Origin of the sequence: Gordonia paraffinivorans, assembly GCF_900683595.1 — a bacterium.
Taxonomy (GTDB): domain Bacteria; phylum Actinomycetota; class Actinomycetes; order Mycobacteriales; family Mycobacteriaceae; genus Gordonia; species Gordonia paraffinivorans.
Genome location: NZ_CAACYD010000007.1, coordinates 453,964 through 476,668, shown reverse-complemented (window position 1 = coordinate 476,668; position 22,705 = coordinate 453,964). Strand labels below are relative to the sequence as shown.

The 22,705-nt window shown below is 69.1% G+C and carries 22 protein-coding genes; 10 read left to right on the top strand and 12 right to left on the bottom strand.

All coding sequences use genetic code 11. The features are described from left to right. Positions 1 to 59: 59 nt before the first annotated feature. Positions 60 to 1,445: a dihydrolipoyl dehydrogenase gene (lpdA, locus tag E1P53_RS15130; protein ID WP_040526609.1), complete on the bottom strand. Its 1,386-nt coding sequence runs from the start codon at positions 1,443 to 1,445 to the stop codon at positions 60 to 62. Positions 1,446 to 1,564: 119 nt separating this feature from the next. On the opposite strand from lpdA, the gene E1P53_RS15125 reads away from it, so the two are divergent. Together E1P53_RS15125 and E1P53_RS15120 are read left to right on the top strand one after the other, a co-directional pair. Further along, positions 1,565 to 2,164, top strand: coding sequence for a TetR/AcrR family transcriptional regulator (locus E1P53_RS15125; RefSeq protein WP_040526610.1), 600 nt, complete (start codon positions 1,565 to 1,567; stop codon positions 2,162 to 2,164). A gap of 106 nt (positions 2,165 to 2,270) precedes the next feature. Further along, on the top strand, positions 2,271 to 3,545 hold the full coding sequence (locus tag E1P53_RS15120; protein ID WP_131734791.1) for an NADH:flavin oxidoreductase: 1,275 nt from the start codon (positions 2,271 to 2,273) through the stop codon (positions 3,543 to 3,545). 125 nt (positions 3,546 to 3,670) lie between these two features. On the opposite strand, the gene E1P53_RS15115 is transcribed toward E1P53_RS15120, so the two are convergent. Then, positions 3,671 to 5,290, bottom strand: coding sequence for a serine hydrolase (locus tag E1P53_RS15115; protein WP_165484457.1), 1,620 nt, complete (start codon positions 5,288 to 5,290; stop codon positions 3,671 to 3,673). Positions 5,291 to 5,510: 220 nt separating this feature from the next. Between E1P53_RS15115 and E1P53_RS15110 the strand changes: the two genes are divergently transcribed. The 4 genes from E1P53_RS15110 to E1P53_RS15095 all read left to right on the top strand — a co-directional run bounded on the left by E1P53_RS15110 (position 5,511) and on the right by E1P53_RS15095 (position 10,879). Beyond that, positions 5,511 to 7,562 (top strand): prolyl oligopeptidase family serine peptidase, encoded by a 2,052-nt coding sequence (locus E1P53_RS15110; protein ID WP_131734790.1) that lies wholly within the window; start codon positions 5,511 to 5,513, stop codon positions 7,560 to 7,562. A gap of 67 nt (positions 7,563 to 7,629) precedes the next feature. Further along, on the top strand, positions 7,630 to 8,325 hold the full coding sequence (locus E1P53_RS15105) for a TerD family protein (protein WP_006899927.1): 696 nt from the start codon (positions 7,630 to 7,632) through the stop codon (positions 8,323 to 8,325). 104 nt (positions 8,326 to 8,429) lie between these two features. After that, positions 8,430 to 9,209, top strand: a complete 780-nt coding sequence (locus tag E1P53_RS15100; RefSeq protein ID WP_109239595.1) for a cyclase family protein — start codon at positions 8,430 to 8,432, stop codon at positions 9,207 to 9,209. Between the two features lie 5 nt (positions 9,210 to 9,214). Continuing rightward, positions 9,215 to 10,879, top strand: coding sequence for a thiamine pyrophosphate-binding protein (locus E1P53_RS15095; protein WP_131734789.1), 1,665 nt, complete (start codon positions 9,215 to 9,217; stop codon positions 10,877 to 10,879). Between the two features lie 12 nt (positions 10,880 to 10,891). On the opposite strand, the gene E1P53_RS15090 is transcribed toward E1P53_RS15095, so the two are convergent. The 10 genes from E1P53_RS15090 to groL form a co-directional block, all read right to left on the bottom strand. Then, positions 10,892 to 11,710 (bottom strand): hypothetical protein, encoded by an 819-nt coding sequence (locus E1P53_RS15090; RefSeq protein ID WP_131734788.1) that lies wholly within the window; start codon positions 11,708 to 11,710, stop codon positions 10,892 to 10,894. Positions 11,711 to 11,746: 36 nt separating this feature from the next. Next, positions 11,747 to 12,697, bottom strand: coding sequence for a polyphosphate kinase 2 (gene ppk2 / locus E1P53_RS15085; RefSeq protein WP_131734787.1), 951 nt, complete (start codon positions 12,695 to 12,697; stop codon positions 11,747 to 11,749). A 119-nt stretch (positions 12,698 to 12,816) separates the two neighbouring features. Beyond that, positions 12,817 to 13,338, bottom strand: coding sequence for a DUF6764 family protein (locus tag E1P53_RS15080; protein WP_040526611.1), 522 nt, complete (start codon positions 13,336 to 13,338; stop codon positions 12,817 to 12,819). A 133-nt stretch (positions 13,339 to 13,471) separates the two neighbouring features. Further along, the gene (locus E1P53_RS15075) at positions 13,472 to 13,915 is read right to left on the bottom strand and encodes an SRPBCC family protein (protein ID WP_006899933.1); all 444 of its coding nucleotides are present in this window, start codon (positions 13,913 to 13,915) and stop codon (positions 13,472 to 13,474) included. A gap of 114 nt (positions 13,916 to 14,029) precedes the next feature. Continuing rightward, positions 14,030 to 14,707: a DUF4166 domain-containing protein gene (locus tag E1P53_RS15070; RefSeq protein WP_131734786.1), complete on the bottom strand. Its 678-nt coding sequence runs from the start codon at positions 14,705 to 14,707 to the stop codon at positions 14,030 to 14,032. 193 nt (positions 14,708 to 14,900) lie between these two features. Next, positions 14,901 to 15,509: a TetR/AcrR family transcriptional regulator gene (locus E1P53_RS15065; RefSeq protein WP_109239599.1), complete on the bottom strand. Its 609-nt coding sequence runs from the start codon at positions 15,507 to 15,509 to the stop codon at positions 14,901 to 14,903. A gap of 116 nt (positions 15,510 to 15,625) precedes the next feature. After that, positions 15,626 to 16,438 (bottom strand): tyrosine-protein phosphatase, encoded by an 813-nt coding sequence (locus E1P53_RS15060; protein ID WP_131734785.1) that lies wholly within the window; start codon positions 16,436 to 16,438, stop codon positions 15,626 to 15,628. Positions 16,439 to 16,487: 49 nt separating this feature from the next. After that, on the bottom strand, positions 16,488 to 17,180 hold the full coding sequence (locus tag E1P53_RS21000; RefSeq protein ID WP_181954854.1) for an MSMEG_6728 family protein: 693 nt from the start codon (positions 17,178 to 17,180) through the stop codon (positions 16,488 to 16,490). Positions 17,181 to 17,231: 51 nt separating this feature from the next. Beyond that, positions 17,232 to 17,873 (bottom strand): DsbA family oxidoreductase, encoded by a 642-nt coding sequence (locus E1P53_RS15050; protein ID WP_131734784.1) that lies wholly within the window; start codon positions 17,871 to 17,873, stop codon positions 17,232 to 17,234. A 156-nt stretch (positions 17,874 to 18,029) separates the two neighbouring features. After that, positions 18,030 to 19,655 (bottom strand): chaperonin GroEL, encoded by a 1,626-nt coding sequence (groL, locus tag E1P53_RS15045; protein WP_109239602.1) that lies wholly within the window; start codon positions 19,653 to 19,655, stop codon positions 18,030 to 18,032. 249 nt (positions 19,656 to 19,904) lie between these two features. Between groL and E1P53_RS15040 the strand changes: the two genes are divergently transcribed. The 4 genes from E1P53_RS15040 (at position 19,905) to E1P53_RS15025 (ending at position 22,692) form a co-directional block, all read left to right on the top strand. Then, positions 19,905 to 20,807 (top strand): TIGR03621 family F420-dependent LLM class oxidoreductase, encoded by a 903-nt coding sequence (locus tag E1P53_RS15040; protein ID WP_131734783.1) that lies wholly within the window; start codon positions 19,905 to 19,907, stop codon positions 20,805 to 20,807. A gap of 127 nt (positions 20,808 to 20,934) precedes the next feature. Then, positions 20,935 to 21,570, top strand: coding sequence for a DUF4178 domain-containing protein (locus E1P53_RS15035; RefSeq protein ID WP_131734782.1), 636 nt, complete (start codon positions 20,935 to 20,937; stop codon positions 21,568 to 21,570). Between the two features lie 22 nt (positions 21,571 to 21,592). Further along, positions 21,593 to 22,165, top strand: a complete 573-nt coding sequence (locus E1P53_RS15030) for a DUF2617 family protein (protein ID WP_181954853.1) — start codon at positions 21,593 to 21,595, stop codon at positions 22,163 to 22,165. Continuing rightward, positions 22,162 to 22,692 (top strand): DUF4247 domain-containing protein, encoded by a 531-nt coding sequence (locus E1P53_RS15025; protein WP_131734781.1) that lies wholly within the window; start codon positions 22,162 to 22,164, stop codon positions 22,690 to 22,692. The genes E1P53_RS15030 and E1P53_RS15025 overlap by 4 nt, the downstream gene beginning before the upstream one ends. Positions 22,693 to 22,705: the final 13 nt, after the last annotated feature.

The following is a 22,705-nucleotide window of genomic DNA, read 5'->3' as shown; positions in this document are numbered from 1 at the left end:
CGGCTCACAGGTTGATCATGTGCCCGATCGCGCCGTGGCATGCCACCCCGACGCGCGGCTCACAGGTTGATCATGTGCCCGATCGCGCCATGGAACGTCTCCTGGAGCGCTTCCGACATGGTCGGGTGGGTGTGCACGTTGCGCGCCAGTTCCTTGGCGGTCAGGTCCCACTTGTGGGCCAGGGTCATCTCCGGGAGCATCTCGGAGACGTTGTCGCCCACCAGGTGTCCGCCGAGCAGTTCGTCGGTGTCGGCGTTGGTGATGAGCTTGGCGAAGCCGGCGGTCTCGCCGAGTCCCTGGGCCTTGCCGTTCGCGGTGAACGGGAACGTGGTGGCCTTGACGTTGTAACCCTCGTCCTTGGCCTGCTGCTCGGTGAGGCCGAACGACGCGACCTGCGGCTGACAGAAGGTCGCACGCGGCATGAACCGGTAGTCGCCGAGCGTCATGGTCTCCACGCCGGCGATGGTCTCGGCGGCGACGACGCCCTGGGCTTCGGCGACATGGGCGAGCTGCAGCTTGGCGGTGACGTCGCCGATCGCGTAGATGCCGTCGACGTTGGTGCGCATGTAGTCGTCGATGGCGATGGCGCCGCGTTCGGTGAGCTCGACGCCGGTGTTCTCGAGTCCGTAGCCCTCGACGCGCGGCGCGAATCCGACGGACATGAGGACCTTGTCGACGGTGAGCTCGCCGGCCTTGCCCTTGGCGTCCTCGTAGGTGACGGTGACGTTGTCGCCGTTGTCGGTGACGCTCTGGACCTTGGTGGAGGTCAGCAGCTTCACGCCGAGCTTCTTGTACTCCTTGGCGACGGCCTTCGACGAGTCGGCGTCCTCGTTGGGCAGGACGCGGTCGAGGAACTCGATGATGGTGACGTCGACGCCGTAGTTGGCGAGGACGTAGCCGAACTCCATGCCGATGGCGCCGGCGCCGACGATGACGATCGACTCGGGGAGTTCGCGGGTCAGGATCTGGGTCTCGTAGGTGACCACGTTGTCCGAGAGCTCGACGCCCGGCAGCAGCTTGACCGTCGAGCCGGTGTCGATGATGACGTTGTCGAACGTGATCTCACGATCGCCGACCATGATGGTCTTGGCGTCCTTGAAGACGCCGTAACCGTCGATCTCGGTGATCTTGTTCTTCTTCATCAGGAAGTGGACACCCTTGACGATGCCCTCCGAGACCTTGCGGCTGCGGTCGAATGCCGCGCCGAAGTCGAAGGACACATCGCCGCTGATGCCGAAGGTCTTCGCCTGATGGTTGAAGATGTGCGCGAGTTCGGCATTTCGGAGCAACGCCTTGGACGGGATACATCCGACGTTGAGACACACACCGCCCCAGTACTTCTCCTCGATGACGGCGGTTTTCATGCCCAGCTGAGCCGACCGGATCGCGGCTACGTACCCACCTGGACCTGCACCCAATACAACTGTTTCGAAGTGTTCAGCCACGCCATTCACCCTACGTCTCGGCCGTGGGCCGCCGCAGTCCGTCCCACTACTCGGGGGTAACCGGCGCCAGGATTCAATCACTGATTGAATCGTTGTTTGATCTGTGGTTTCATCCACGTGTGACCCAGACCACCGGCGAGCTCCCATCGGGGACCGGTCCGTCGGCGACCCGCGAGGTCCTCCTCGACGTCGCCGAGCGGCTGTTCCTGACCGAGGGCTACGACCGGGTGTCGATACGCGCTATCTGCGCGGCGGCCGACGCCAACCCCGCCGCGGTGCACTATCACTTCGGGACCAAGGACGATCTGACGATCGCGCTCCTGGAATCCCGACTGGCCCCGCGGTGGTCCGATCCGCTGTCGGAGATCGACCCGGGGCGGCATTCGGTGCGGCAGATCGTCGACGTGCTGCTCGCGCCCTTCGTCGAACTCCAGGGCGACCCGACCGGGCACCTGCACCTGCAGCTGCTCTCTCGCTTCGTCCTGACCCGCCCGAAGATCAACTGGACCGCCCGCTGGTTCGGCCTCGACCCGTTCGCCGACATCCTGCTCGACGCGGTCCCCGGCCTGCCGGCGCGAGCCGCCCGACGCCGCTGGGCGCTCGCCTTCCAGCTGATCCTCCTGCGATTCGGGGACAGCGAGCGCCTCGATCCCGCGGCGGTCGAGGCTCTCGCCGGTTTCGTGACCGCCGGACTCTCGGCGCCGCCGGAGCCGTCGTGACGGCCTCCCCGCGTCCCGCGCCTCGGGCAACCGCCCGCCGCCGGTGACAGCGACCGGACCGACCAGACAACCCAGTTCAGCCCAGCCCCAACCGAAAGGAACCCTCGTGGCCAGCCCGACCACCGGACCGTTCAGCCCCGCCCAGATCGGACCGCTCACCCTGCGCAACCGCCTCATCAAGTGCGCGACCTTCGAGGGCATGACGCCCGACGCCCTTGTGACCGACGATCTCATCGAGTTCCATCGCGAGGTCGCCGCCGGCGGCGTCGCGATGTCGACCGTCGCCTACTGCGCCGTCTCCCCCGAGGGACGCACCGACCGCCACCAGATCTGGATGCGCCCCGAGGCCGTGCCCGGCCTGAAGAAGCTCACCGACGCCATCCACGCCGAGGGTGCGCTCGCCGCGGCCCAGCTCGGACACGCCGGTCCCGTCGCCAACGCGGCGTCCAACCGCGCCAAGGCCTGGGCCCCCGGCCGCCTGCCCTCCCCGCTGGGCATGTCGATGTGCCACAAGCCGTCGATGGACGAACTCGCCGAGCTGCGGCAGAAGTTCCGCCGGGCCGCGCGGCTGGCCGTCGACTCCGGCTTCGACGGACTCGAGATCCACTGCGGCCACAACTACCTCATCTCCAGCTTCCTGTCCCCGCTGCTCAACCACCGGCGCGACGAGTACGGCGGCAGCCTGGTCAATCGCGCCCGCCTCGCCCGCGAGGTCCTCGAGACCGTCCGCGACGAGGTCGGCGACGAGGCCGCGATCTGGGTGAAGCTCAACACCTACGACGGCGTCGGCCGCCCCGACATCGAGCGTTCCCCGCAGGCGCGCGCCAAGGGCCCGGCGAAGTTCAGCAGCTTCAACGTCGACGAGGCCTGCCAGGTGGCGCAGCTGTTGGAGTCCGACGGATACATCGACGCCATCGAGCCCACGGCCGGCAGCTCGCTCCTCAACCCGATGTACCTGTTCCACGGCGAGGCGCCGCGCAAGGAGTTCGCCGCCGCCTTCTCCGGCCCGATGAAGTACGGGCTCAAGGCCTTTGCGCCGTTCTTCCTCAAGCGCTACCAGTACCATGACGGCTACCTGCTGCCGTTGGCCCGGGAACTGCGCAAGTCGGTGAAGCTCCCGATGATCCTGCTCGGCGGCATCACCGACCGCGCGTCGATGGACATGGCGCTGGACGAGGGGTTCGAGTTCATGGCGATGGGGCGTGCGATCCTGCGCGAGCCCGATCTGCCGCTCCGCATCGCCGAGGACCCCTCGACGCGATCGCGCTGCGTGCACTGCAACCTGTGCATGCCGACGATCTACTCGTCCACCCGGTGCCCCATCCGGACCGGCGAGGTCCCCGATCCCCTGCCGGCGGCGTCGTCGACCGGCGCGCAGTGATCTGAGCCCGGACACCGCCCGGACGGAGAGGATCGATCCCGTCCGGGCGGTGTCGATTCCGGACCCGATCCGACGCGCCGTGGAGCCGGGTGTCGTGCGATCGGCCCGGATCGGCCCCGACCGCCCTATGGTCGACGGACGAACACGCCGTCGCTGACCTCGTCGTCGTAGTACTCGATGATCATCCTCGGCCCGTCGAAGGTGACCTTGGAGATCGAGCCGAGTTCCGCGTTCTCGTCGTGCAGGTCGAAGGTGAAGGTGTTGCCGTCCCAATGGGTGAGTTCGTGCTTGCGCACTCCCCCGGGCCCCATCTCGAGAATGAGCTTCCCGTCGCGCTCGACGATCGTCGCCGGGCCGTAGACCGCGTTGGCGTAGGTGCCGACGAACGTCGGCAACGGCTGCGGCGGTGCCGGATTCGCGGGCGGCCTCTTGCCGACGAGTTCGCCGGAGGGTTTGCTCATCGCCGCATACGCCCGGGCGTACAGCTCGCGCCAGTCGCTGCGGATCTCCCCGAACTGGACCAGATCCATGTACTCCATGGCCAGGGCGTCGGCGGCCCCGACGGGCGCGGCGTTGGTCAGCACCACGATCGCCGTGTCCGCCGAGGGCAGGATGGAGATCATCGTGCCCGCACCCGATGCGAACGCCCCGGCGTGGCTGAACTGCGTGCGGGCGTCGGAGGTGACGCCGACGTTGAACCCGAAACCGTAGGAGCCGGTCCGGGCGTCGGGGTTCACGGGCGGATTCGAGACCACCTGCGGGGTCATCGCGGGTAGCAGGGCCTCCGGTTCGACGACCTGGTTGCCGTCGTGTCTGCCCTGCGCGAGAAGCATTTTCAGCCAGGTGGCCATGTCGTCCACGTTCGAGCTGACCCCACCGGCCGGCGCCTGCGGGTCGGGCTGACGGGGGATGCCGGACCTGACCCACTCGTCGTCGACCCGGATGTGCCCGACCGCGCGATCGGGGCGCGCGACGAAGTCGGCGTGACGGGAACTCGTGGACGCCATCCCGAGGGGACCGTAGATCAGGTCCCGGGAGAACGTCGGCCAGTCCTTGCCGGCCTTGGCCGCGACCGCCTCCGCCCCGGCGGTCAGCCCGAAGTTGGTGTAGGCGTAGCTGATCCGAAACGGGTCGAGCGGCATGAACCGCATCCGCTGCAGGACCTCGGTCTGCGAGTACCCCATGTCCTCGAGCTTGTCCCCGGCGTGGTCGGGCAGACCCGAACGGTGCGAATACATGTCCCCGACCGTGACGGTGCGGGTGACGTACGGCTCCGACAGCGCGAACCACGGCAGCCCCTCGATGACGGGCATGTCCCACGAGGTGATGTCGTCGCCCACCGCCGCGGCCACCACCGTGGCGCCGACCGGCTTCGACACCGAGGCGAGCTGGAACACCGTTGCGGTGTCGACCTTCTCCCCGGTGGTCACGTCGCGGACACCGAATCCCTTCGCGTACTTGGTCTCCCCGCCCGAGACCACGGCCACCGCCATGCCCGGGATGCCGGTGGACCCCATCAGCGAGGCCACCAGGCCGTCGAGCTGGGCGACGGCCTTGTCCACCGCGTCGGAGGGCAGCGGGGTCGCGTCGACCTCGTTCGGGTTCACCAGCGCCGACGCGCCGGACGGTTCCGAGGCGACCGGGCCCTGCGACGATCCGCTGTCGCAGGCCGCGACCAGGACGACGGCCGTCAGTGCCGCGCATGTCGCGAGCGACAGGCGCCCCCGGTTCGGCGACCTCCGCATCGTGCGGGTGGGGACTGGTTCTCGCCGTGCCGGGGCGGAGGTGGACATGGTTCTCCTGTCGTCGCTGCCGCGACGATACCGCCCGAACACACTGTCCGACCGGGGTTCACGCAGTTCAGCACCGTGACACGGGCCGATCGGGGCACGTCGACCGCCACCCGGCGGCGAGGCCCGGTCTCCTCGGCCCCCTCCGCCGGATCCGCCCGCGTAAGTTGGAGCCATGACCGAGCATGCCGATCCGACCCCTGGCACCGACGATCCCTACATCTGGCTCGAGGACGTCACCGGCGACGAGGCACTGTCCTGGGTCCGTTCCCACAACGAGCCGACGGTCGAGGCGCTCACGTCCTCGGACCGCTTCCGGGAGATGGAGTCGTCGACGCTGGCGATCCTCGACACCGACGACCGCATCCCGTTCGTGCGGCGCCGCGGTGAGTTCCTCTACAACTTCTGGCGGGACGCGAACAACCCGCGCGGACTGTGGCGGCGCACCACCCTGGAGTCCTACACGACGGACTCACCCGAGTGGGAGATCCTCATCGACGTCGACGACCTCGCGCGCGCCGAGGACGAGAACTGGGTGTGGGCCGGGGCGACCGTGCTGCGTCCTGGTTACGACCGCGCGCTGATCTCACTGTCCCGCGGCGGTGCCGACGCAAGCGTCGTCCGCGAGTTCGACATCCCGTCCAGGCAGTGGGTCACCGACGGTTTCGTCCTGCCCGAGAACAAGTCGAGCGTCGGCTGGATCGACCGCGACACGGTCTTCGTCGGGACGGACTTCGGCGAGCAGCCGGACGGGTTCGGCTCGCTGACCGACTCCGGATACCCGCGGGTGGTCAAGCGCTGGTCGCGCGGCACCCCGCTCGAGGACGCGGTGACCGTCTTCGCCGGCGAGAAGGGCGACGTCGCCGTGCACGCCCAGCACGACGACACCCCGGGATACGAGCGCGATTTCGTCAGCAGGTCGACCGACTTCTTCAACTCGCTGCTCTACGAACTGCGCAACGGCGAGCCCGAACTCGTCGACGTGCCCACGGATTCCCACGCCGGGGTGCGGATGTCCTGGCTGACGGTGATGACGAGGTCCGAATGGGAGCTCGAGGGAACCACCTACGCCCCGGGCACGCTCCTGGTGTTCGACTACGACGCCTACCGCGCCGGCGAGCGCGACGCGACGGTGCTCTTCACCCCCGATGCCCACACGAGCATCGTCGACTACGCCTTCACCCGTTCGCATCTCATCATCACGACCCTGCACGACGTCCACACCCGGGTGCAGGTGCGCGAACTCGGCAGCTGGGAGGTCGTCGAGCAGCCGGGCCTGCCCGAACTGGCGACCGTGTCGGTCCTCGACACCGATCCGGACGAGAGCGACGAGGTCTTCTGGATGGCCTCGTCGTTCACCGATCCGCCCAGTCTGCTGCACGGCGACAGCGGCCGCGCTCCCCGCGTCATCAAGCAGAGCCCGGCGTTCTTCGACCCCGAATCGCTGATCGCCGAACAGTTCTTCGCGACCTCCGACGACGGCACGAAGGTCCCCTACTTCGTGATCCGGCGGCGCGACGTGACCAGCGGCCCCACCCTGCTGTACGGCTACGGGGGCTTCGAGAACTCGCTGACGCCGAGCTACCTGTCGGTCTCCGGCGTCAACTGGATCGAGCGCGGCGGCATCTACGTGATCGCCAACATCCGGGGTGGTGGCGAGTACGGTCCGTCGTGGCACACGCAGGCGCAGAAGGCGGGCCGCCACAAGGTGTACGAGGACTTCGCCGCGGTCGCGCGGGCACTCGTCGAACAGGGACTCACCACGCCGGAACAGCTCGGCGCACAGGGTGGGTCCAACGGCGGCCTGCTCATGGGCGTGATGCTCACCCGGTACCCGGAGTTGTTCGGCGCCCTGGTCTGCCAGGTTCCGCTCATCGACATGAAGCGCTACCACCTGCTGCTCGCCGGCGCATCGTGGATGGCCGAGTACGGCGACCCCGACGACCCGGAGGAGTGGGAGTTCATGAAGCCGTTCTCCCCCTACCAGAACATCGACGCCGAGAGGACGTACCCGCCGATCCTGGTCACCACGTCCACCCGCGACGACCGCGTGCATCCCGGTCACGCCCGCAAATTCGTTGCACGCCTGGAGGAAACTGGTCACGAGGTGATGTACTACGAGAACATCGAGGGCGGTCACGGCGGTGCCGCGGACAACAGGCAGGCGGCGTTCAAGTCGGCACTCGCGTTCGAGTTCCTCTGGCGCACACTGACTCCGGGCGAGTAGACGCGCAGCGCCCGCGGCCGGAGGCCGGCCGACAACCGACGACCCGCACGACGAGAACGAGGAAACGATGGGCATCGACTACACCAAACGTCCGAAGAACCAACCGCCGCCGCAGCCTCCCGCGACGACGCCGACCCCCGGCCAGCAACCGCCGGCACAGCCGGTGTCGCTGTCCAAGATCACGCTGACCAAGTCGGCGCCGAGCGTGTCCCTGACCAAGCAGGGCTCGGCCACCGGACAGATCCGGGTCAACCTGAACTGGACGTCGAATTCCAAGGGCGGCGGCCTGTTCCGCAAGGCCCGCGGCATCGACCTCGACCTCGCCTGCCTGTGGGAGTTCACCGACGGCAGCAAGGGCATCGTGCAGGCGCTGGGCAATTCGTTCCGGGCCCCGGTGCAGGGCACCCCGATCATCTACCTCGACGGCGACGACCGCTCGGGGTCCGGCGGCGAGAACATGTACATCGACCTCTCGGCCACCGACCGGATCCGTCGCATCCTGATCTTCGCCTACATCTACGAGGGCACTCCGAACTGGGCGAGCGCCAACGGTGTCGTCACCCTGTATCCGGCGAGCGGACCGCAGATCGAGGTGCGCCTCGACGAGGCCGACCAGTCGGCCATCTCGTGCGCCATCGCGCTGCTGGAGAACCGCGGCGGCGAACTCGTCGTCAACCGCGAGGTCCGCTACATCCGCGGCGCCCAGGACAAGGTCGACCAGGCCTACGGCTGGGGCATGAACTGGCGGGCCGGGCGGAAGTAGGAGCCTGCGACACCGGCCCCCACCTGCGCCGCAGTCGGGGGCCGGTGTCGTGAGATCATCACCTCACGCCCGCGACCGGGACGAACGCGAAAGGAACCCTCACCATGACCGCCTCCGCACTGTCCGGTTTCCTCGCCGGGATCGCCGACGGCTCCCTCGAGGTCATAGACCTCACCACCCCGCTCTCGGCCGAGACCCCCGCCCTGCGGCTGCCCGCCCCCTTCGCGAACCTGATCGACTTCAGCCTCGAAGAGGTCAGCGCCTACAACGAACCCGGACCGTTCTGGCGGCACAACAACATCCACACCGGTGAGCACATCGGCACCCACCTCGACGCCCCGATCCACTGGATCAGCGGCCGCGACGGCGACGACGTGTCGCAGATCCCGGTCGAGCGGCTCATCGGCAAGGCCGCGGTGCTGGATCTGACCGCCAAGGTCGCCGACAACCCCGACTACCTGCTCACCGTCGCCGACGTCGAGGAGTGGGAGTCCGAACACGGCGAGCTGGGTGCCGGCACCTGGCTGCTGCTGCGCACCGGCTGGGAGTCGCGCGGCGGATCGGAGGCCGAGTTCCTCAACGCCGACGAGACCGGGTCGCACACGCCCGGCGTCTCCGTCGAGTGCGCGGAATGGCTGGCCACGAAGCGCGACATCACCGGACTCGGCGTGGAGACGGTCGGCGTCGACGCCGGCCTGGCCGGCGGATTCGATCCCGCCTTCCCGGTGCACTACTTCTTCCTCGGCAACGACAAGTACGGCCTGACGTCTCTGAAGAACCTCGGCCGTCTGCCCGCGACGGGCGCCGCGATCGTGGTCAGCCCGCTGCCGATCGTCGGCGGCACCGGCAGCCCGTCACGGGTGCTGGCCGTCGTCGAACGCTGAGCGCCGTGAGCTCGAACGTCTACGGGCCCACCGTCGCCGACGTCGTCGGCCGGGTCCTCGCCGACCTCGGTGTGGGTCACGCCTTCGGCGTCGTCGGCAGCGGCAACTTCGTGATGACCAACGCCCTGCGCGCCGGTGGCGTCGCCTTCACGGCGGCACGGCACGAGGGCGGCGCGGCGTCGATGGCCGACGCGTACTCCCGGATGTCGGGGCGCGTCGGCCTCCTCACCGTGCATCAGGGATGCGGTCTCACCAACGCGGTCACCGGGATCGGCGAGGCGGCCAAGAGTCGCACCCCGATGATCGTGCTGACCGCCGACGCCCCGGCGGCCGCGCTGCAGTCGAACTTCCGGATCGACCAGGAGGCGCTCGCGCGCAGCGTCGGCGCGGTCGCCGACCGCGTCTACGGGCCCGCCACCGTCGTCGCCGACGTGACGCGGGCCTACCGCACCGCGGTCACGCAGCGCCGCACCGTCGTCCTCAACGTCGCCATCGACGTCGCCGCGATGCCCGCCGAGGTGGTCGGGCCCGTCACCGCGACCTTCGCCCAGCCCCGTCCCCGCCCCGACGCCGCGGCCGTCGAATCGCTCGCCGCGGCTATCCGGTCGGCGCGACGCCCCGTCTTCGTCGCCGGTCGCGGCGCCCGCGAGGCCGGGCCGCAGATCGCGGCACTGGCCGAGGCGAGCGGGGCACTGCCGGCCACGTCGGCCGTCGCCAACGGCCTGTTCGCCGGAGATCCGTTCTCCCTGGGCATTTCGGGTGGCTTCTCCTCACCCACGGTCGCCGAACTCATCTCCGCGGCCGACCTCGTCGTCGGCTGGGGTTGCGCGCTGAACATGTGGACGATGCGGCACGGTCGCCTCATCGGCGAGGACGCCGTCGTGGCGCAGGTCGACGTCGAGGTCGAGGCCATCGGCGCCCATCGCCCCGTCGACGTGGGCGTGGTCGGCGACTGCGCGGCGACCGCCCGCGAGGTGCTCGCCGCTCTCGAACGCGAGCCCCGCGCCCACGAGGGGTATCGCACGCCGGAGGTCGCCCGCCGGATCGCAGAGTCGGCGCGCTGGCAGGACGTGCCGGTCACCGCCGAACCCGCCGACGGTCGCGTCGATCCGCGCGCCCTGACCATCGCGCTGGACGAGATCCTGCCCGCCGACCGCATCCTGTCCATCGATTCGGGCAACTTCATGGGCTACCCGTCGACGCACCTCTCGGTTCCCGACGAGTTCGGCTTCTGCTTCACCCAGGCGTTCCAGTCGATCGGGCTCGGCCTGGGCACCGCGATCGGCGCCGCGATCGCGCGGCCGGACCGGCTCCCCGTTCTCGGCACCGGCGACGGCGGCTTCCTCATGGCCATCGCCGAACTCGAAACGGCGGTGCGCCTGGGCCTCCCACTCGCCGTCATCGTCTACAACGACTCCGCCTACGGCGCCGAGGTGCACCACTTCGGCGACGCCGACATGTCCACGGTGACCTTCCCCGACGTCGACATCGCGGCCATCGCCCGCGGTCACGGCGCTACCGGCGTCACGGTCGCCGGCCTCGACGACCTCGACGAGGTGCAGCGCTGGGTCGATTCGCCACGGGCCACGCGGGGTCCGCTGGTCATCGACGCCAAGATCACCGACGACGGCGGATCCTGGTGGCTCGCGGAGGCCTTCGCCGGCCACTGACCGATCCGACGCCTACCGGCGTCCCGCGGTGAGCAACCGGGCGAGCACGCCGACGACGAACATCGCCACACCGGCACCGCCGACGACCACCGCGACCCGGGTGAGGTCGTCGTACATTCCGTCGATGATCAGACCGGCGACCTTGCGGCCCGACGATTCGGCATCGGCCACCTCCTGCTTGGCGCGGTCGGCGAAGAACAGGCCGATCAGCCACGTCGACGCGCCGGCGATGACGACGCCGAGACCGAGCCAGGCGAACACGGTGCTTTGCCGGCGCGCAAACACCAGTGCCGCGAGGCCCGCGATCACCGCGACCGCCGCCGACACACGGGCCAGCAGGCTGATCTGCTCGCCCGCCCGGGCATAGCTCCCGGCCTCGAGACCCGAAGCGCCGGTGGTCAGGTCGACGACGACCGGTTCGGTGATCGCATTCGGCGTGCCGGCGAGACCGAGAGCCCGGTTGATCATCCCGCTGATATCGAGCTGCATGACCGAAGGGTCGGTACCGGGGGCGGGTTCGGTGAACAGGAAGGCGTGCTGCTGGCCGGCCACGTCGGCGAAGTCGAGACGGAACTGCTCGCTCTCGGTGTACTTCTCCGCCAGCGGACGCACGAGCGGCGCCGCGATCGGGATGTCGGTGCGGGCGGTGGCCTGCGCGGCGATCTCGTCGGCCAGATACTCCTGCACCTCGGGGTTCTCGGCCATCGGTGCGACCATCGACACGAATCCCTGCTGGTCCACGATGCGCAGATCCAGCCAGAGGGACGGCACCGCGAGCACCGCAGCCGCCATCGCGACGAGGGTCAGCAGGGCACTGAGAAAGCTACGCACAGCCACGAGGCTACCGACGCCCCGAGCGGTCCCCTCCTACTCCCCGATGATGTCCCGGGCACGCCCGACGATGAGCGGATCGGGAGTGCCCACGAACTCGTGGTTCTTGCCCTCGTACTCGAACAGGCTCAGCACGTGCCGCATCGCGTTGAGCCGGGCGCGCTTCTTGTCGTTGGACTTCACCACCGTCCACGGGGCGTGATCGGTGTCGGTGGCCGCGAACATCGCCTCCTTCGCCTCGGTGTAGGCGTCCCACTTGTCCAGCGACGCAAGGTCCATCGGCGAGAGCTTCCACTGACGCACGGGGTCGATCTGCCGGATCGCGAAGCGGGTCCGCTGTTCGAGCGGGGTGACGGAGAACCAGAACTTGACGAGGCTGATGCCGTCGTCGACGAGCGTCTTCTCGAACGCCGGCGTCTGCTCCAGGAACAGTCGGTACTGCTCCTCGGTGCAGAATCCCATCACCCGCTCGACGCCCGCCCGGTTGTACCAGGAGCGGTCGAAGAAGACCATCTCGCCGCCGGCCGGGAGGTGCTGCACGTAGCGCTGGTAGTACCACTCGGTGGCCTCGCGCTCACTCGGCTTCTCCAGCGCGACGACGCGCGCACCGCGCGGATTGAGGTGCTCGTTGAACCGCTTGATGGTGCCGCCCTTGCCGGCCGCGTCTCGTCCCTCGAACACCAGCAGATGGCGCTGGCCGGTCTTCTTCGACCACTTCTGCAGCTTGAGGAGTTCGATCTGCAGGCGGCGCTTGGTCACCTCGTACTCGCGGCGGCTCATCCGCTCGTCGTACGGGTAGTCCTCGCGCCACGTGTCGACCACGTTCCGCTGCGGCAGCGTGAGCAGAACCGGGTCGTCGTCATCGTCGTCGTTCACGACGAACTGCGTCGTGTCGCGGAGGTCGACGAGCTTCTGCAACGCCTCGCGTCCGTTCAGCAGGCTGAAGTCCGGGCCGATTTGCGGGTCTACTTCGTGGAGATCGGTCACGCGACCACGATAGAACGGCAGATGTCCGAAACCGGACGCTCCGGTCGACGGCCCCGGCGCGTCCGGCGTGTCGGTCTCAAATCAGAGGGTCGCAGTCCCTGCCGCCCTCGTGTGGCGGCTCAGTTCCGGAAGTCGATGGACCCCGAGTGCAGGCAGGCCTTTCCGGTGGTGGTGTCGACGGCGGCGGCAAAACCGCCGCTGCACTGGGCACCGTCCGGACCGGCGTAGGCCTGACCGCCCCAGCCGCCGATCGACACCGCGGTACCGCCGCGGCGTGCCTGGGCGATGGACAGCGCCTTGGGACCGGTCGTGAACGAGTACGCCGTCCCGCGGCTGTTCGCGCCCGCGAGCGCCGAGGATCCGGGCTGCAGGTTGTACGAGTGCGCGGTACCGCCGTTGTCGGAGACCGCGATCGCGGTGCCGCCGTTGCTCAGGTCCTCGGCGGTGGCGCGGCTGCCCGGCCCGGCCTTGGCGCCGCAGCCGCTCGCGCCCACGATCCGCTCGACCTGATGACCGCCGGACACCGAGCACTGCACGGCCGCCGACGCCGCACCCTCACCGGAGAATCCGGCAAAAGCGACACATCCGATCGCACCGGCGAGAAGAGCCAGTGCACGCACCGCAAATTTATTGATTTTCAAGTGAATTGGCCTCCATTGTGCGATGCCCGGGCAGATGACGATCCCAGCGTACCCGCCGGAACAGGCGGTCACCGGCGGGATCGAGACGAACCCCTACCACCGGATGACATCGCACCCGGGCACCGCGCAGTGGTCAGCCCGCGGCGCGCTTCTCCGCCTCTGCGGTGAGGCCCTTGCGCGCGGTGTCGACGGCGACCTTCTGCGCGCGCTTGACGATGAGACCGGGCAGCTTGATCTTCAGGTCGACGGTGAGCTCGAACTGGACGTGTGCGCCCTTGTCGGTCTCGGTCACGACGTACTTGCCGTGCTGCCGGCTGAGCTGATTGGAGTGCAGCAGATGCCATTCACACGTGGTCTCGGTCCACTCGTACTCGCACTTCTGCTCGTCGGAGATCCCGGCCGCGGTGACGATCATCCGCACTGTCTTCGGGGTGCCGTCCTCGTACTCGTCGAGGATCTCGGCCTCCTTGTGGGGACCGGACCAGTCCGGCAGGGACTCGATGTCCATGAGCACCTCCATGACCACGGAGGCAGGAGCAGCGATGTCGAATTCGGTGTTCGCAGTGACAGCAGCCATGGGGTGAACCTACCGTCCGGCCGCCCCGGGCACACAACCAACCGTCGGCTTCTCCCGAATGCCCTGGCTCCCGGCAGAAACCCCCTTGCCACGCAAGGAAACCGCGCCCGCCGCTCAGCTCTCCCGCTCGACGAGATTCACCGGCCACGCCTCGTCGGGCACGTCCTGCAGGGTGCACGCCTGGTCGACGGCGGTGAACCAGCCGCGGAAGTGCATGATCTCGCCGATCACCGGATTGCGGACGGTCATGTCGCACCGGAAGCGCTCCCGCCGCTCGTCCCAGCCCTCGATGTACTTCATCTGGGCGGTGAACAGCCCCTTCATCCCGATCTGGGGCCCCTTGCCGAGCCAACGCATCGGACCGCTCTCCAGGAGCAGCTCGCCGGTCGGGGTCACCGACGGCTCGATCGGATAGAGGAACTCCGGGCCGTCGCCGAAGTAGTCGACGAGACCGGTCCGTCCCGCCACGAGCAGGGAGTTGAGCTTGCGCGGGCCGGACGTGTACTGGAACGTCCGCAGCACGGCCAGCGACTCCCGCCCCAGCTCGTCGGAATAGCAGTAGTAGCCCTGCGTGAAGGGCACCATCCGACTCGACTTCGAGGGCAGGGCGTTGCGCTTGGCGTAGTGCCACAGCGCCGGCGGCGGGAGCGCCGACGAGACGTAGACCGACTCGTAGATGCCCTGACAGACCTGGGCGACCCCGGAGGTGGAGTCGATGCCGTAACGCCAGGCGACATTCGGGTGGAGGCGGTCGAAGTCGGAGCCCAGCACCTGCCGGAATACCGGCGTCATCCGTCTCACCCCTCCCCGGGATCTCGGCTTCGGTTCTCCTCGGCGCGTCATGCGGCCCGCACCGCCACCGTGAACCTAACGACGCGGGCGTCCGGTGTCCAATGCTTCCGGTGCAGGAGGAGCGGCCACCGCCGCGCGACAGTGCCGATCAGCGCACGGCTACCGCCGCGCGACAGTGCCGATCAGCGCACGGCTACCGCCGCGCGACAGCGGCGTCGCAGAGTGTCGCGAGCTCGTCGATGACCCGGTCGAGGGGTTCGACGCTGCGCTGCGTCTGACAGATCGCGACCGCGCCCTCGATCGCGGCGATCACGAGGTTGGCCAGGGAATCGGCCCGCTCGCTGTCGACGCCGTCGACCACGAGCCGTGCCGTCACGAGATCGGTCCAGCGGCGGAGGATCTCCGCGGCGGCGTCGGCCACCTCGGGTTCCTCCCGCCGCGCGAGTCCGCCGGCCATCACGGGGCAGCCGAACTGATAGTCGGTGTTCACCAGCATCTTCCGCCAGACGCCGCCGATCTCGCGCACCGTCTCGGCCGGGGTCAGCGTGGCCCGGCGGGACAGGCGTTCGGAGATGAAGTCGCCCGCGTAGCGGACGGCCTCGGTCATGAGCTGGGTCTTCCCGCCCGGGAAGTGGTGATAGATCGACCCGCGCGGGGCGGAACTCGCGGCGATCACGTCGCCGATCGACGTCGCGGCGACGCCGTCGCGGCCGATCAGGTCCGCCGCATGCACGATCATCCGCTCGCGCGGACCCCGTTCGCCCGATCCGGAGATGACGGACTCGGCGCCATGCGGAGCCATGCGTCCCCCTTCACGTCTCGACCACGTGTTCTATGCGACTATACATATCCGGCCACGCCCAGGGCCGCGTCGCGGGGATCGGCGACGCGGGACGGCGGACCTCACGGTTCGACACCTCACGGTTCGGCGAGGAAGCGCTCCCTCAGTTTCTCCTGGTCGAGCGGACCGATCCCGAGCGCGGCCTCGAAGTAGTGCTCGATCCCGTCGAACTGCGACCGCATCTCGTCGAACGCGGCGTCGAGATACACCCGGTCCACGCCGAGCACCGGCACGAGCAGTTCGGGGTCGCCTCCCGCGGCGGCGAACCCGTCGAAGATCGGCTTCAGCGCCGGGATCAGTCGTTCGTTGGTGAGCAGGTAGTCGCGGTAGACGTCCTCCTCGTCCACCCCGACCAGGGTGAGGAACGATGCGGCAGCCCAGCCCGTGCGGTCCTTGCCGGTGGTGCAGTGGAACAGCGCCGGCGTGGGCTCGTCGCCGAGGAGGCCCCGGAAGAGCGCGGAGTAGGCGGCGACGCTGCTGGGCAGGGTGATCATCTCGCGGTAGGTGCCTGCGATGAGCTCGCGCGCCTTGCCGCCGGAGAGCGCCTCACCGGCCAGGGCGACCGTCTTCGGGTCGGAGAGCACCGCGCCGATGTTCGCCGGGATCGACATCTGCGCGTCGGCGAGGACGTCGAGGCCGATGTGCGTGGCGCCGGGCAGCTCGGGATCGGGGATCGCCTCGCGCTCGTGCGCCGACCGCAGGTCGTAGAGGGTGCGCAGGCCGAGCCTTTCGAGGGTGGGGACGTCATCGGCCGCCAGCGACGAGAAATCCGTCGACCGGAACAGCTGCCCGGACCGGACGAGCCGGCCGTCGGCCGTCGGCCAGCCTCCGAGGTCGCGCATGTTGGGCAGGCTCGCGATGGGACTAGGCCCGCCGGGACTCACGATCACGCGACCATCGTCGCAGATGGCCCGGTCGGCCACACACCTCACCCGCCGCTCACCGGGACCCGGCGACCACCGGGAAGAGCACCCGCAGGTCCTTGCCCGGCCGCCTCCCCCGAGCGCGCTCGCGAAGCAGCTCGCGCAGGCCGTCGACATCGCCGGCGGCCGCATCCACGTCGATCCCCGACTCGGTCCCGACGCCGACGATCCGGCGGCGGTGGAACTCGTCGTGCTGCTCCGCCGAGGTCGCACGAATGACCCAGAGGTCGGTGTCGTCGAGCAGAACCGGCCGCGGCGCAGGAGACTCCGGCCAGTGGTACGGCAGGTCGTCGGGGGTGGCCGTCGTGTCGAACACCGCCCGGTAGAAGTCCGGGTCCTTGCGGAGCAGGGCGGAGCGGTGGCTGAGATGGAGTCTCTCGTCGCCGAGCCACGGCGGCATCAGGCCGGCGGACGCCAACTCCGACTGGCCACGCCCGACGACCTGTGGCGCGAACTCCGCGATGAGAGGCCCGGTCGCGTCGGCCCGGCCCTCCCGTGTCCACTCCCCGACGCACGCGAGTCCGTAGGAGACGAGCGCGGGCGTGTGTCCACGCCACATGCCGACCGCGGGGTGGTTGGACCATCCGTAGTCGAACAGCTCCAGCGCGCGCAGGATCTGCAGGGTCTCCACGCGCTGCTTGCCGAGACGCGCGGGATCGAGGACCGCCGCGGAACGGGCGAAGTCCGGATACGGCAGGAAGGTCTGCATGCCGTGCGGTTACCCCGAGACGCGCCGGCCCACCCCTGTCGGCCGGCGGGGTCAGCCGCGGACCTTTTCGAGCACCTCCAGGAAGGTCTCCGGCTCCTGCGCGCCCGACACGCCGTACCTGCCGTCGAAGACGTAGAACGGGACTCCGCTGATCCCGTACTCACGGGCCTGCGCGATGTCGGCGGCCACGGCATCGGCGTACGTGCCGGATTCGAGCGCCTCGAGGGTCTCGGCCCGATCCAGCCCGACCTCGGCGGCGAGGTCGGCCAGCTCGGCCGGACGACCCACGTGCCGCCCTTCCTCGAAGTACGCCCGGAACAGCCGCTCGGCCAGTTCGAGCTGCCTGCCTCGGGCCTTGGCATGGTGCAGCGCCTCATGCGCCTTGAGGGTCTTGGTGTGCTGCAGGCTCCCGAAGTCGTAGTCGAGTCCGACCTCGGCGGCGATGCCGCGGACCTGCTCGAGCATGGCCTCCACCCGGTCCGGCGCAAGCCCCTTGTGGCGCACCAGGAAGTCGATCTCGGAACCGGAGAAATCGACCGGGGTGTCCGGGGCGAGTTCGAAGCTGCGGTAGGTCGCCTGCACGTCGTCGCGGCCGTCGAACCGCTCGAGCGCGGCCTCGAAGCGGCGCTTGCCGATGTAGCACCAGGGGCAGGCGATGTCGGACCACACGTCGACCGTGATGGGAGAAGGCATGACCTCATTCAACCGCGTCCCCCGCGGCCGCGTTCCGGACGGCGGTGCCATACCGGCGGACAGCATGCAGAACGACGAAACCGGCCCACTCCCGAAGGAGTGGGCCGGTCCGCTGAGAAAGTCAGAGCCTCGAGGCTCCGAGAGGAGGGGTCGGGCTCAGAAGCCCATGCCGCCCATCTCGTCGCCACCCGGCAGGGCCGGGCCGGCGTTCTTCTCGGGCTTGTCGGCGACGACGGCCTCGGTGGTGAGGAACAGGGCCGCGATCGACGCGGCGTTCTGCAGCGCCGAGCGGGTGACCTTCACCGGGTCGTTGATGCCGGCGGCCAGCAGGTCCTCGTACTCACCGGTGGCGGCGTTGAGGCCGGTGCCGGTGGGCGAGTTCTTGACCTTGTCGGCGACGACGCCGGGCTCGAGGCCGGCGTTGACGGCGATCTGCTTGGCCGGGGCCGAGAGAGCGACGCGGACGATGTTGGCGCCGGTGGCCTCGTCACCCTCGAGGTTCAGGGCGTCGATGGCCGACTCCGACTGCAGCAGGGCGACGCCGCCACCGGCGACGATGCCCTCCTCGACGGCAGCCTTGGCGTTGCGCACGGCGTCCTCGATGCGGTGCTTGCGCTCCTTGAGCTCGACCTCGGTGGCCGCGCCCGCCTTGATGACCGCAACACCGCCGGCCAGCTTGGCCAGGCGCTCCTGCAGCTTCTCGCGGTCGTAGTCGGAGTCGCTGTTCTCGATCTCGGCGCGGATCTGCGCGACGCGACCGGCGATAGCGTCCGGATCACCGGCGCCCTCGACGATGGTGGTCTCGTCCTTGGTGACGACGACCTTGCGAGCGGTACCGAGCAGCTCGAGTCCGGCGCCCTCGAGGGTCAGGCCGACCTCTTCGCTGATGACCTCGCCACCGGTGAGGATGGCGATGTCGGCCAGCATGGCCTTGCGGCGGTCACCGAAGCCCGGGGCCTTGACGGCGACGGACTTGAAGGTGCCCTTGAGCTTGTTGACGACCAGGGTCGACAGGGCCTCGCCCTCGACGTCCTCGGCGATGATCAGCAGCGGCTTGCCGGCCTGGATGACCTTCTCCAGCAGCGGCAGCAGGTCCTTGATGGTCGAGACCTTGCCCGAGACGAGCAGGATGTACGGATCGTCGAGGACGGCTTCCTGACGCTCGGCGTCGGTCACGAAGTAGCCCGAGATGTAGCCCTTGTCGAAGCGCATGCCCTCGGTGAGCTCGAGCTGCAGGCCGAAGGTGTTGGACTCCTCGACCGTGATGACGCCTTCCTTGCCGACCTTGTCCATCGCCTCGGCGATGAGCTCGCCGATCGAGGAGTCGCCGGCCGAGATACCGGCGGTGGCAGCGATCTGCTCCTTGGTCTCGACCTCCTTGGCGCTCTTCAGGAGGGACTCGGTGACGGCCTCGACGGCCTTCTCGATGCCGCGCTTCAGACCCAGCGGGTTGGCGCCGGCAGCGACGTTGCGCAGACCTTCACGGACGAGAGCCTGAGCCAGGACGGTGGCGGTGGTGGTGCCGTCGCCTGCGACGTCGTCGGTCTTCTTGGCGACTTCCTTGACCAGCTCGGCGCCGATCTTCTCGTAGGGATCCTCCAGCTCGATCTCCTTGGCGATGGACACACCATCGTTGGTGATCGTGGGGGCGCCCCACTTCTTCTCCAGAACGACGTTGCGACCCTTGGGCCCCAACGTCACCTTGACAGCGTCGGCGAGGCTGTTGAGGCCCCGCTCGAGACCGCGGCGGGCCTCTTCGTCGAACGCGATTTGCTTGGCCATGGGTAAGTGATCCTCCGAAGGGGGGTGACACTAGGTTCGTATGGCCGGACTCGGTGCCCGCGACGGACGACCGGTGTGTCATCAGGAACCGATCTCACCGTCCCGACCTAGCACTCACAGCTCGCGAGTGCCAACGTCCGTTTTAGCACTCGCCCCTGGAGAGTGCAAGGGCGCGTCGGCCTCCCGGAGGGTCCGCGGAGGCCCCTCGGACAGTGACCCACGTCTGTGACCGGCGCTACTTTGGAAGGCATGTCTCTCGCCTCCAGGGCATTCCGGTTCGGGGTCAACATGCTCGCGGTCGGCGACATCACGTCGTGGCGGGATCGCGTCCGACGAGCCGGGGAACTGGGGTACGACGTCCTGCTGGTTCCCGACCATCTGGGGATTCCGAGTCCGTGGCCTGCGCTGGCCGTCGCCGCGCAGGCGAGCGGACGCCTTCGCGTGGGCACCTTCGTCCTCAACGCGGCCTTCACCAACCCGGCGCTCCTCGCCCGAGACGCCGCGACCGTCGACCAGCTCTCCGACGGCCGCGTCGAGATCGGCATCGGTACCGGTTACGCCCGCGAGGAGTTCGAATCGGCCGGGATCGACTACCTCGCGCCGGGGCGGCGCGTCGACCACCTGGCCGCCACCGTGCAGAAGGCGAGGTCGTTGCTGTCCGATCCGGAGTTCACGCCGAGACCCGTCCAGGCACGCATTCCCCTCCTTCTCGGCGGCAACGGCGACCGCGTGTTGCGGCTGGCGGCCGAGCACGCCGACGTCGTCGGCTACACGGCCGCCCGGACGAGCCGCGACGGCGCGCTCTCCCCGCTGGCCGCCGCCGAGTTCGCCGAGCGGGTCGCCTTCGCACGCGACGCGGCAGGCGAGCGTGCCGACGCCATCGAGTGGAACCTCCTGATGCAGATCGTGGCCGTCACCGACGACCCGGTCGCGGTCGCCGAGGAGCACATCGCCAGGTGGGAGCTGACGATGAGTCCGCAGGAGTTCCTCGACCTCCCGTCGGTCCTCATCGGCCCGGCACCCGACCTCGCCGGTCGGCTCGTCGAGCTCCGCGCGACCACCGGGATCAGTTACATCACGGTTCTCGAACCGGTCTGCGAGCAGTTCGCTCCGGTCATCACGAGGTTGCGGGAGATCGACGGGACGCGGTGAGCCCGGCCCCCGGACACGCCCGCGTCACCCATCAGGGGCCGATCGCCTCGCGGCGACTCGTCTCGCGGGTCATTCATCTCGCCGAACCCGGCTGACTGCTCCCGCCGACACGGATAACGTCGGTCCCGTGGAGTTCCTGCTGATCATCGTCGTGGCGCTGCTCGCCATCATCGCGGTGGTCGTCATCTTCGATCACCTGGGCAAGAGGAAGGCACGGGAAGCCGAGGCGGAGGCCCTGCGCAACCGCACGTACCGGTCGGGCGACCCGTTCTCGTCGGCCGACGACGACTCGGTCTACGGCGACCCGCGTCAACTCAAGCCCGGCGACCTGGTGGAGCTGCGCGGCCAGACCTACGCGGTGCGCGGCACCCTGCGGCTGACCCAGGACGGCTACACCTGGACCGAGAACTTCCTCGACACCGGACTGGGCAGCCGTGCGTGGATCTCGGTGGAGGACGATCCCGATCTCGAGGTCGTGCTCTGGCATGAGCTCCCGAACGTCACCGCGCAACCGGGTCCGGACTCCGTCGAGGTCGACGGCCGCCGGTATCGCTCCGACGAGGCGGGCAACGCCCGGTTCACCTCCGCCGGCACCACCGGCCTCGCGACATCGGGGGTGATGGCCTACCACGACTACGAGTCCGGCGCCGACCGCCTGTCCTTCGAGGACTTCGGCAGCGGCTGGGAGTGCGCACGGGGCGAGCTCCTCTCGCGCGCCGACTACCGCATCTTCCCGTCCGATCCGTCACCCGAGACCCACTAGTCCACGAGGACCGGACCAAGACATGTCGAGACGACCCGGGGGACCCGAGATCTCCGACGACCCCGTCGCCGTCGGCCCCATCGCCACGTTGTCCGTGGCGTACGCCGACACCAGCGCCGCACGTCTGGGATTCTCCCTCGACGCCCCACTGCAGGACCCGCTCGCGGTCCGCGACGCCGAGATCGACGGCATCACCGTGTCGGTGAGGCTGCTCGGCACGAGCCACCAGGTGGTCCTCGACGACGGCGTCCACCGGATCTGCGAGACCGTCGCCTGCCTGCCGGAGGTCGCTTCCGCGGTGCCGGAGTCCTTCCAGCAGACCGGCTACCACTTCACGTCCCGGGTCGAGCAGGCCACGCCGGATCGGTTCGCGACCCTCGTCGAACAGCTCACCGCACTCGTGACCGAACGGTCCGCCGCGGGATTCCCCTGCGTGCTCGGGGTTTTCCCGGGCCATCCGCACGCGGTGACCGCCATCGTCACCGACACATCGCCGGAGGAGATCTCCTGGCGGACGTGGCACGCCTACCCGAACGCGGGCGAGGTCGTGGTCACCGCAAGCCATCTCACGCGCGACCGGGTGGCGGACTCATGAGTCGCCCGTCCTCGACACCCGGCGATGACGCGCGGCGTCGTCTCAACCGGGTCCGCAACATCATCATCGGCGCCATCGTGGTCATCGCGATCCTCGCGCTGATCGGAGCGTGTGGCGCCCGCATCGTCCGGGAGGGCGGGCTCGGGGGCTCGGCGCGGGACTTCATCTCGCAGAACTACCAGCGCAACGCCGCCCTCGACGACGGGGACGTCGACGCCTACCTCGCCGAGGGCACGCCGGCCGAGGTGGCCGAGGACATCCGCGACGCCGAGCGGCCGACCGATCAGCGGACCGGCGCGTCGGCGACCGGTAACATCGCCGGCGCCCAATTCCTGCAATACCCCGACTACCTCGTCGCGTTGTTCCCGTACGCCGCCCACCAGACCCGAGTGATGCTCAGCAAGGACTACCGCTCGGGCTACAACCGCTATCACAGCTACGTCGGCGGTTTCTGGGTTCCCACCCCCGGCTACTCCGGCAGCGGCAGCAGCAACCGGGGCGGCGGCAGCGGCGGAGGCGGCAAATGACCGCCACCGCCTT

Bases quoted from the DNA above. Each gene is read 5' to 3' on its own strand.
- E1P53_RS15040 (WP_131734783.1), top strand. From the start codon at position 19,905: ATGTCTCTCGCCTCCAGGGCATTCCGGTTCGGGGTCAACATGCTCGCG.
- E1P53_RS15115 (WP_165484457.1), bottom strand. From the start codon at position 5,290: ATGCGGAGGTCGCCGAACCGGGGGCGCCTGTCGCTCGCGACATGCGCG.
- E1P53_RS15105 (WP_006899927.1), top strand. From the start codon at position 7,630: ATGGGCATCGACTACACCAAACGTCCGAAGAACCAACCGCCGCCGCAG.
- E1P53_RS15050 (WP_131734784.1), bottom strand. From the start codon at position 17,873: ATGCCTTCTCCCATCACGGTCGACGTGTGGTCCGACATCGCCTGCCCC.
- groL (WP_109239602.1), bottom strand. From the start codon at position 19,655: ATGGCCAAGCAAATCGCGTTCGACGAAGAGGCCCGCCGCGGTCTCGAG.
- E1P53_RS15100 (WP_109239595.1), top strand. From the start codon at position 8,430: ATGACCGCCTCCGCACTGTCCGGTTTCCTCGCCGGGATCGCCGACGGC.
- E1P53_RS15065 (WP_109239599.1), bottom strand. From the start codon at position 15,509: ATGGCTCCGCATGGCGCCGAGTCCGTCATCTCCGGATCGGGCGAACGG.
- E1P53_RS15070 (WP_131734786.1), bottom strand. From the start codon at position 14,707: ATGACGCCGGTATTCCGGCAGGTGCTGGGCTCCGACTTCGACCGCCTC.
- E1P53_RS15075 (WP_006899933.1), bottom strand. From the start codon at position 13,915: ATGGCTGCTGTCACTGCGAACACCGAATTCGACATCGCTGCTCCTGCC.
- E1P53_RS15030 (WP_181954853.1), top strand. From the start codon at position 21,593: ATGTCGAGACGACCCGGGGGACCCGAGATCTCCGACGACCCCGTCGCC.
- E1P53_RS21000 (WP_181954854.1), bottom strand. From the start codon at position 17,180: ATGCAGACCTTCCTGCCGTATCCGGACTTCGCCCGTTCCGCGGCGGTC.
- E1P53_RS15025 (WP_131734781.1), top strand. From the start codon at position 22,162: ATGAGTCGCCCGTCCTCGACACCCGGCGATGACGCGCGGCGTCGTCTC.
- E1P53_RS15110 (WP_131734790.1), top strand. From the start codon at position 5,511: ATGACCGAGCATGCCGATCCGACCCCTGGCACCGACGATCCCTACATC.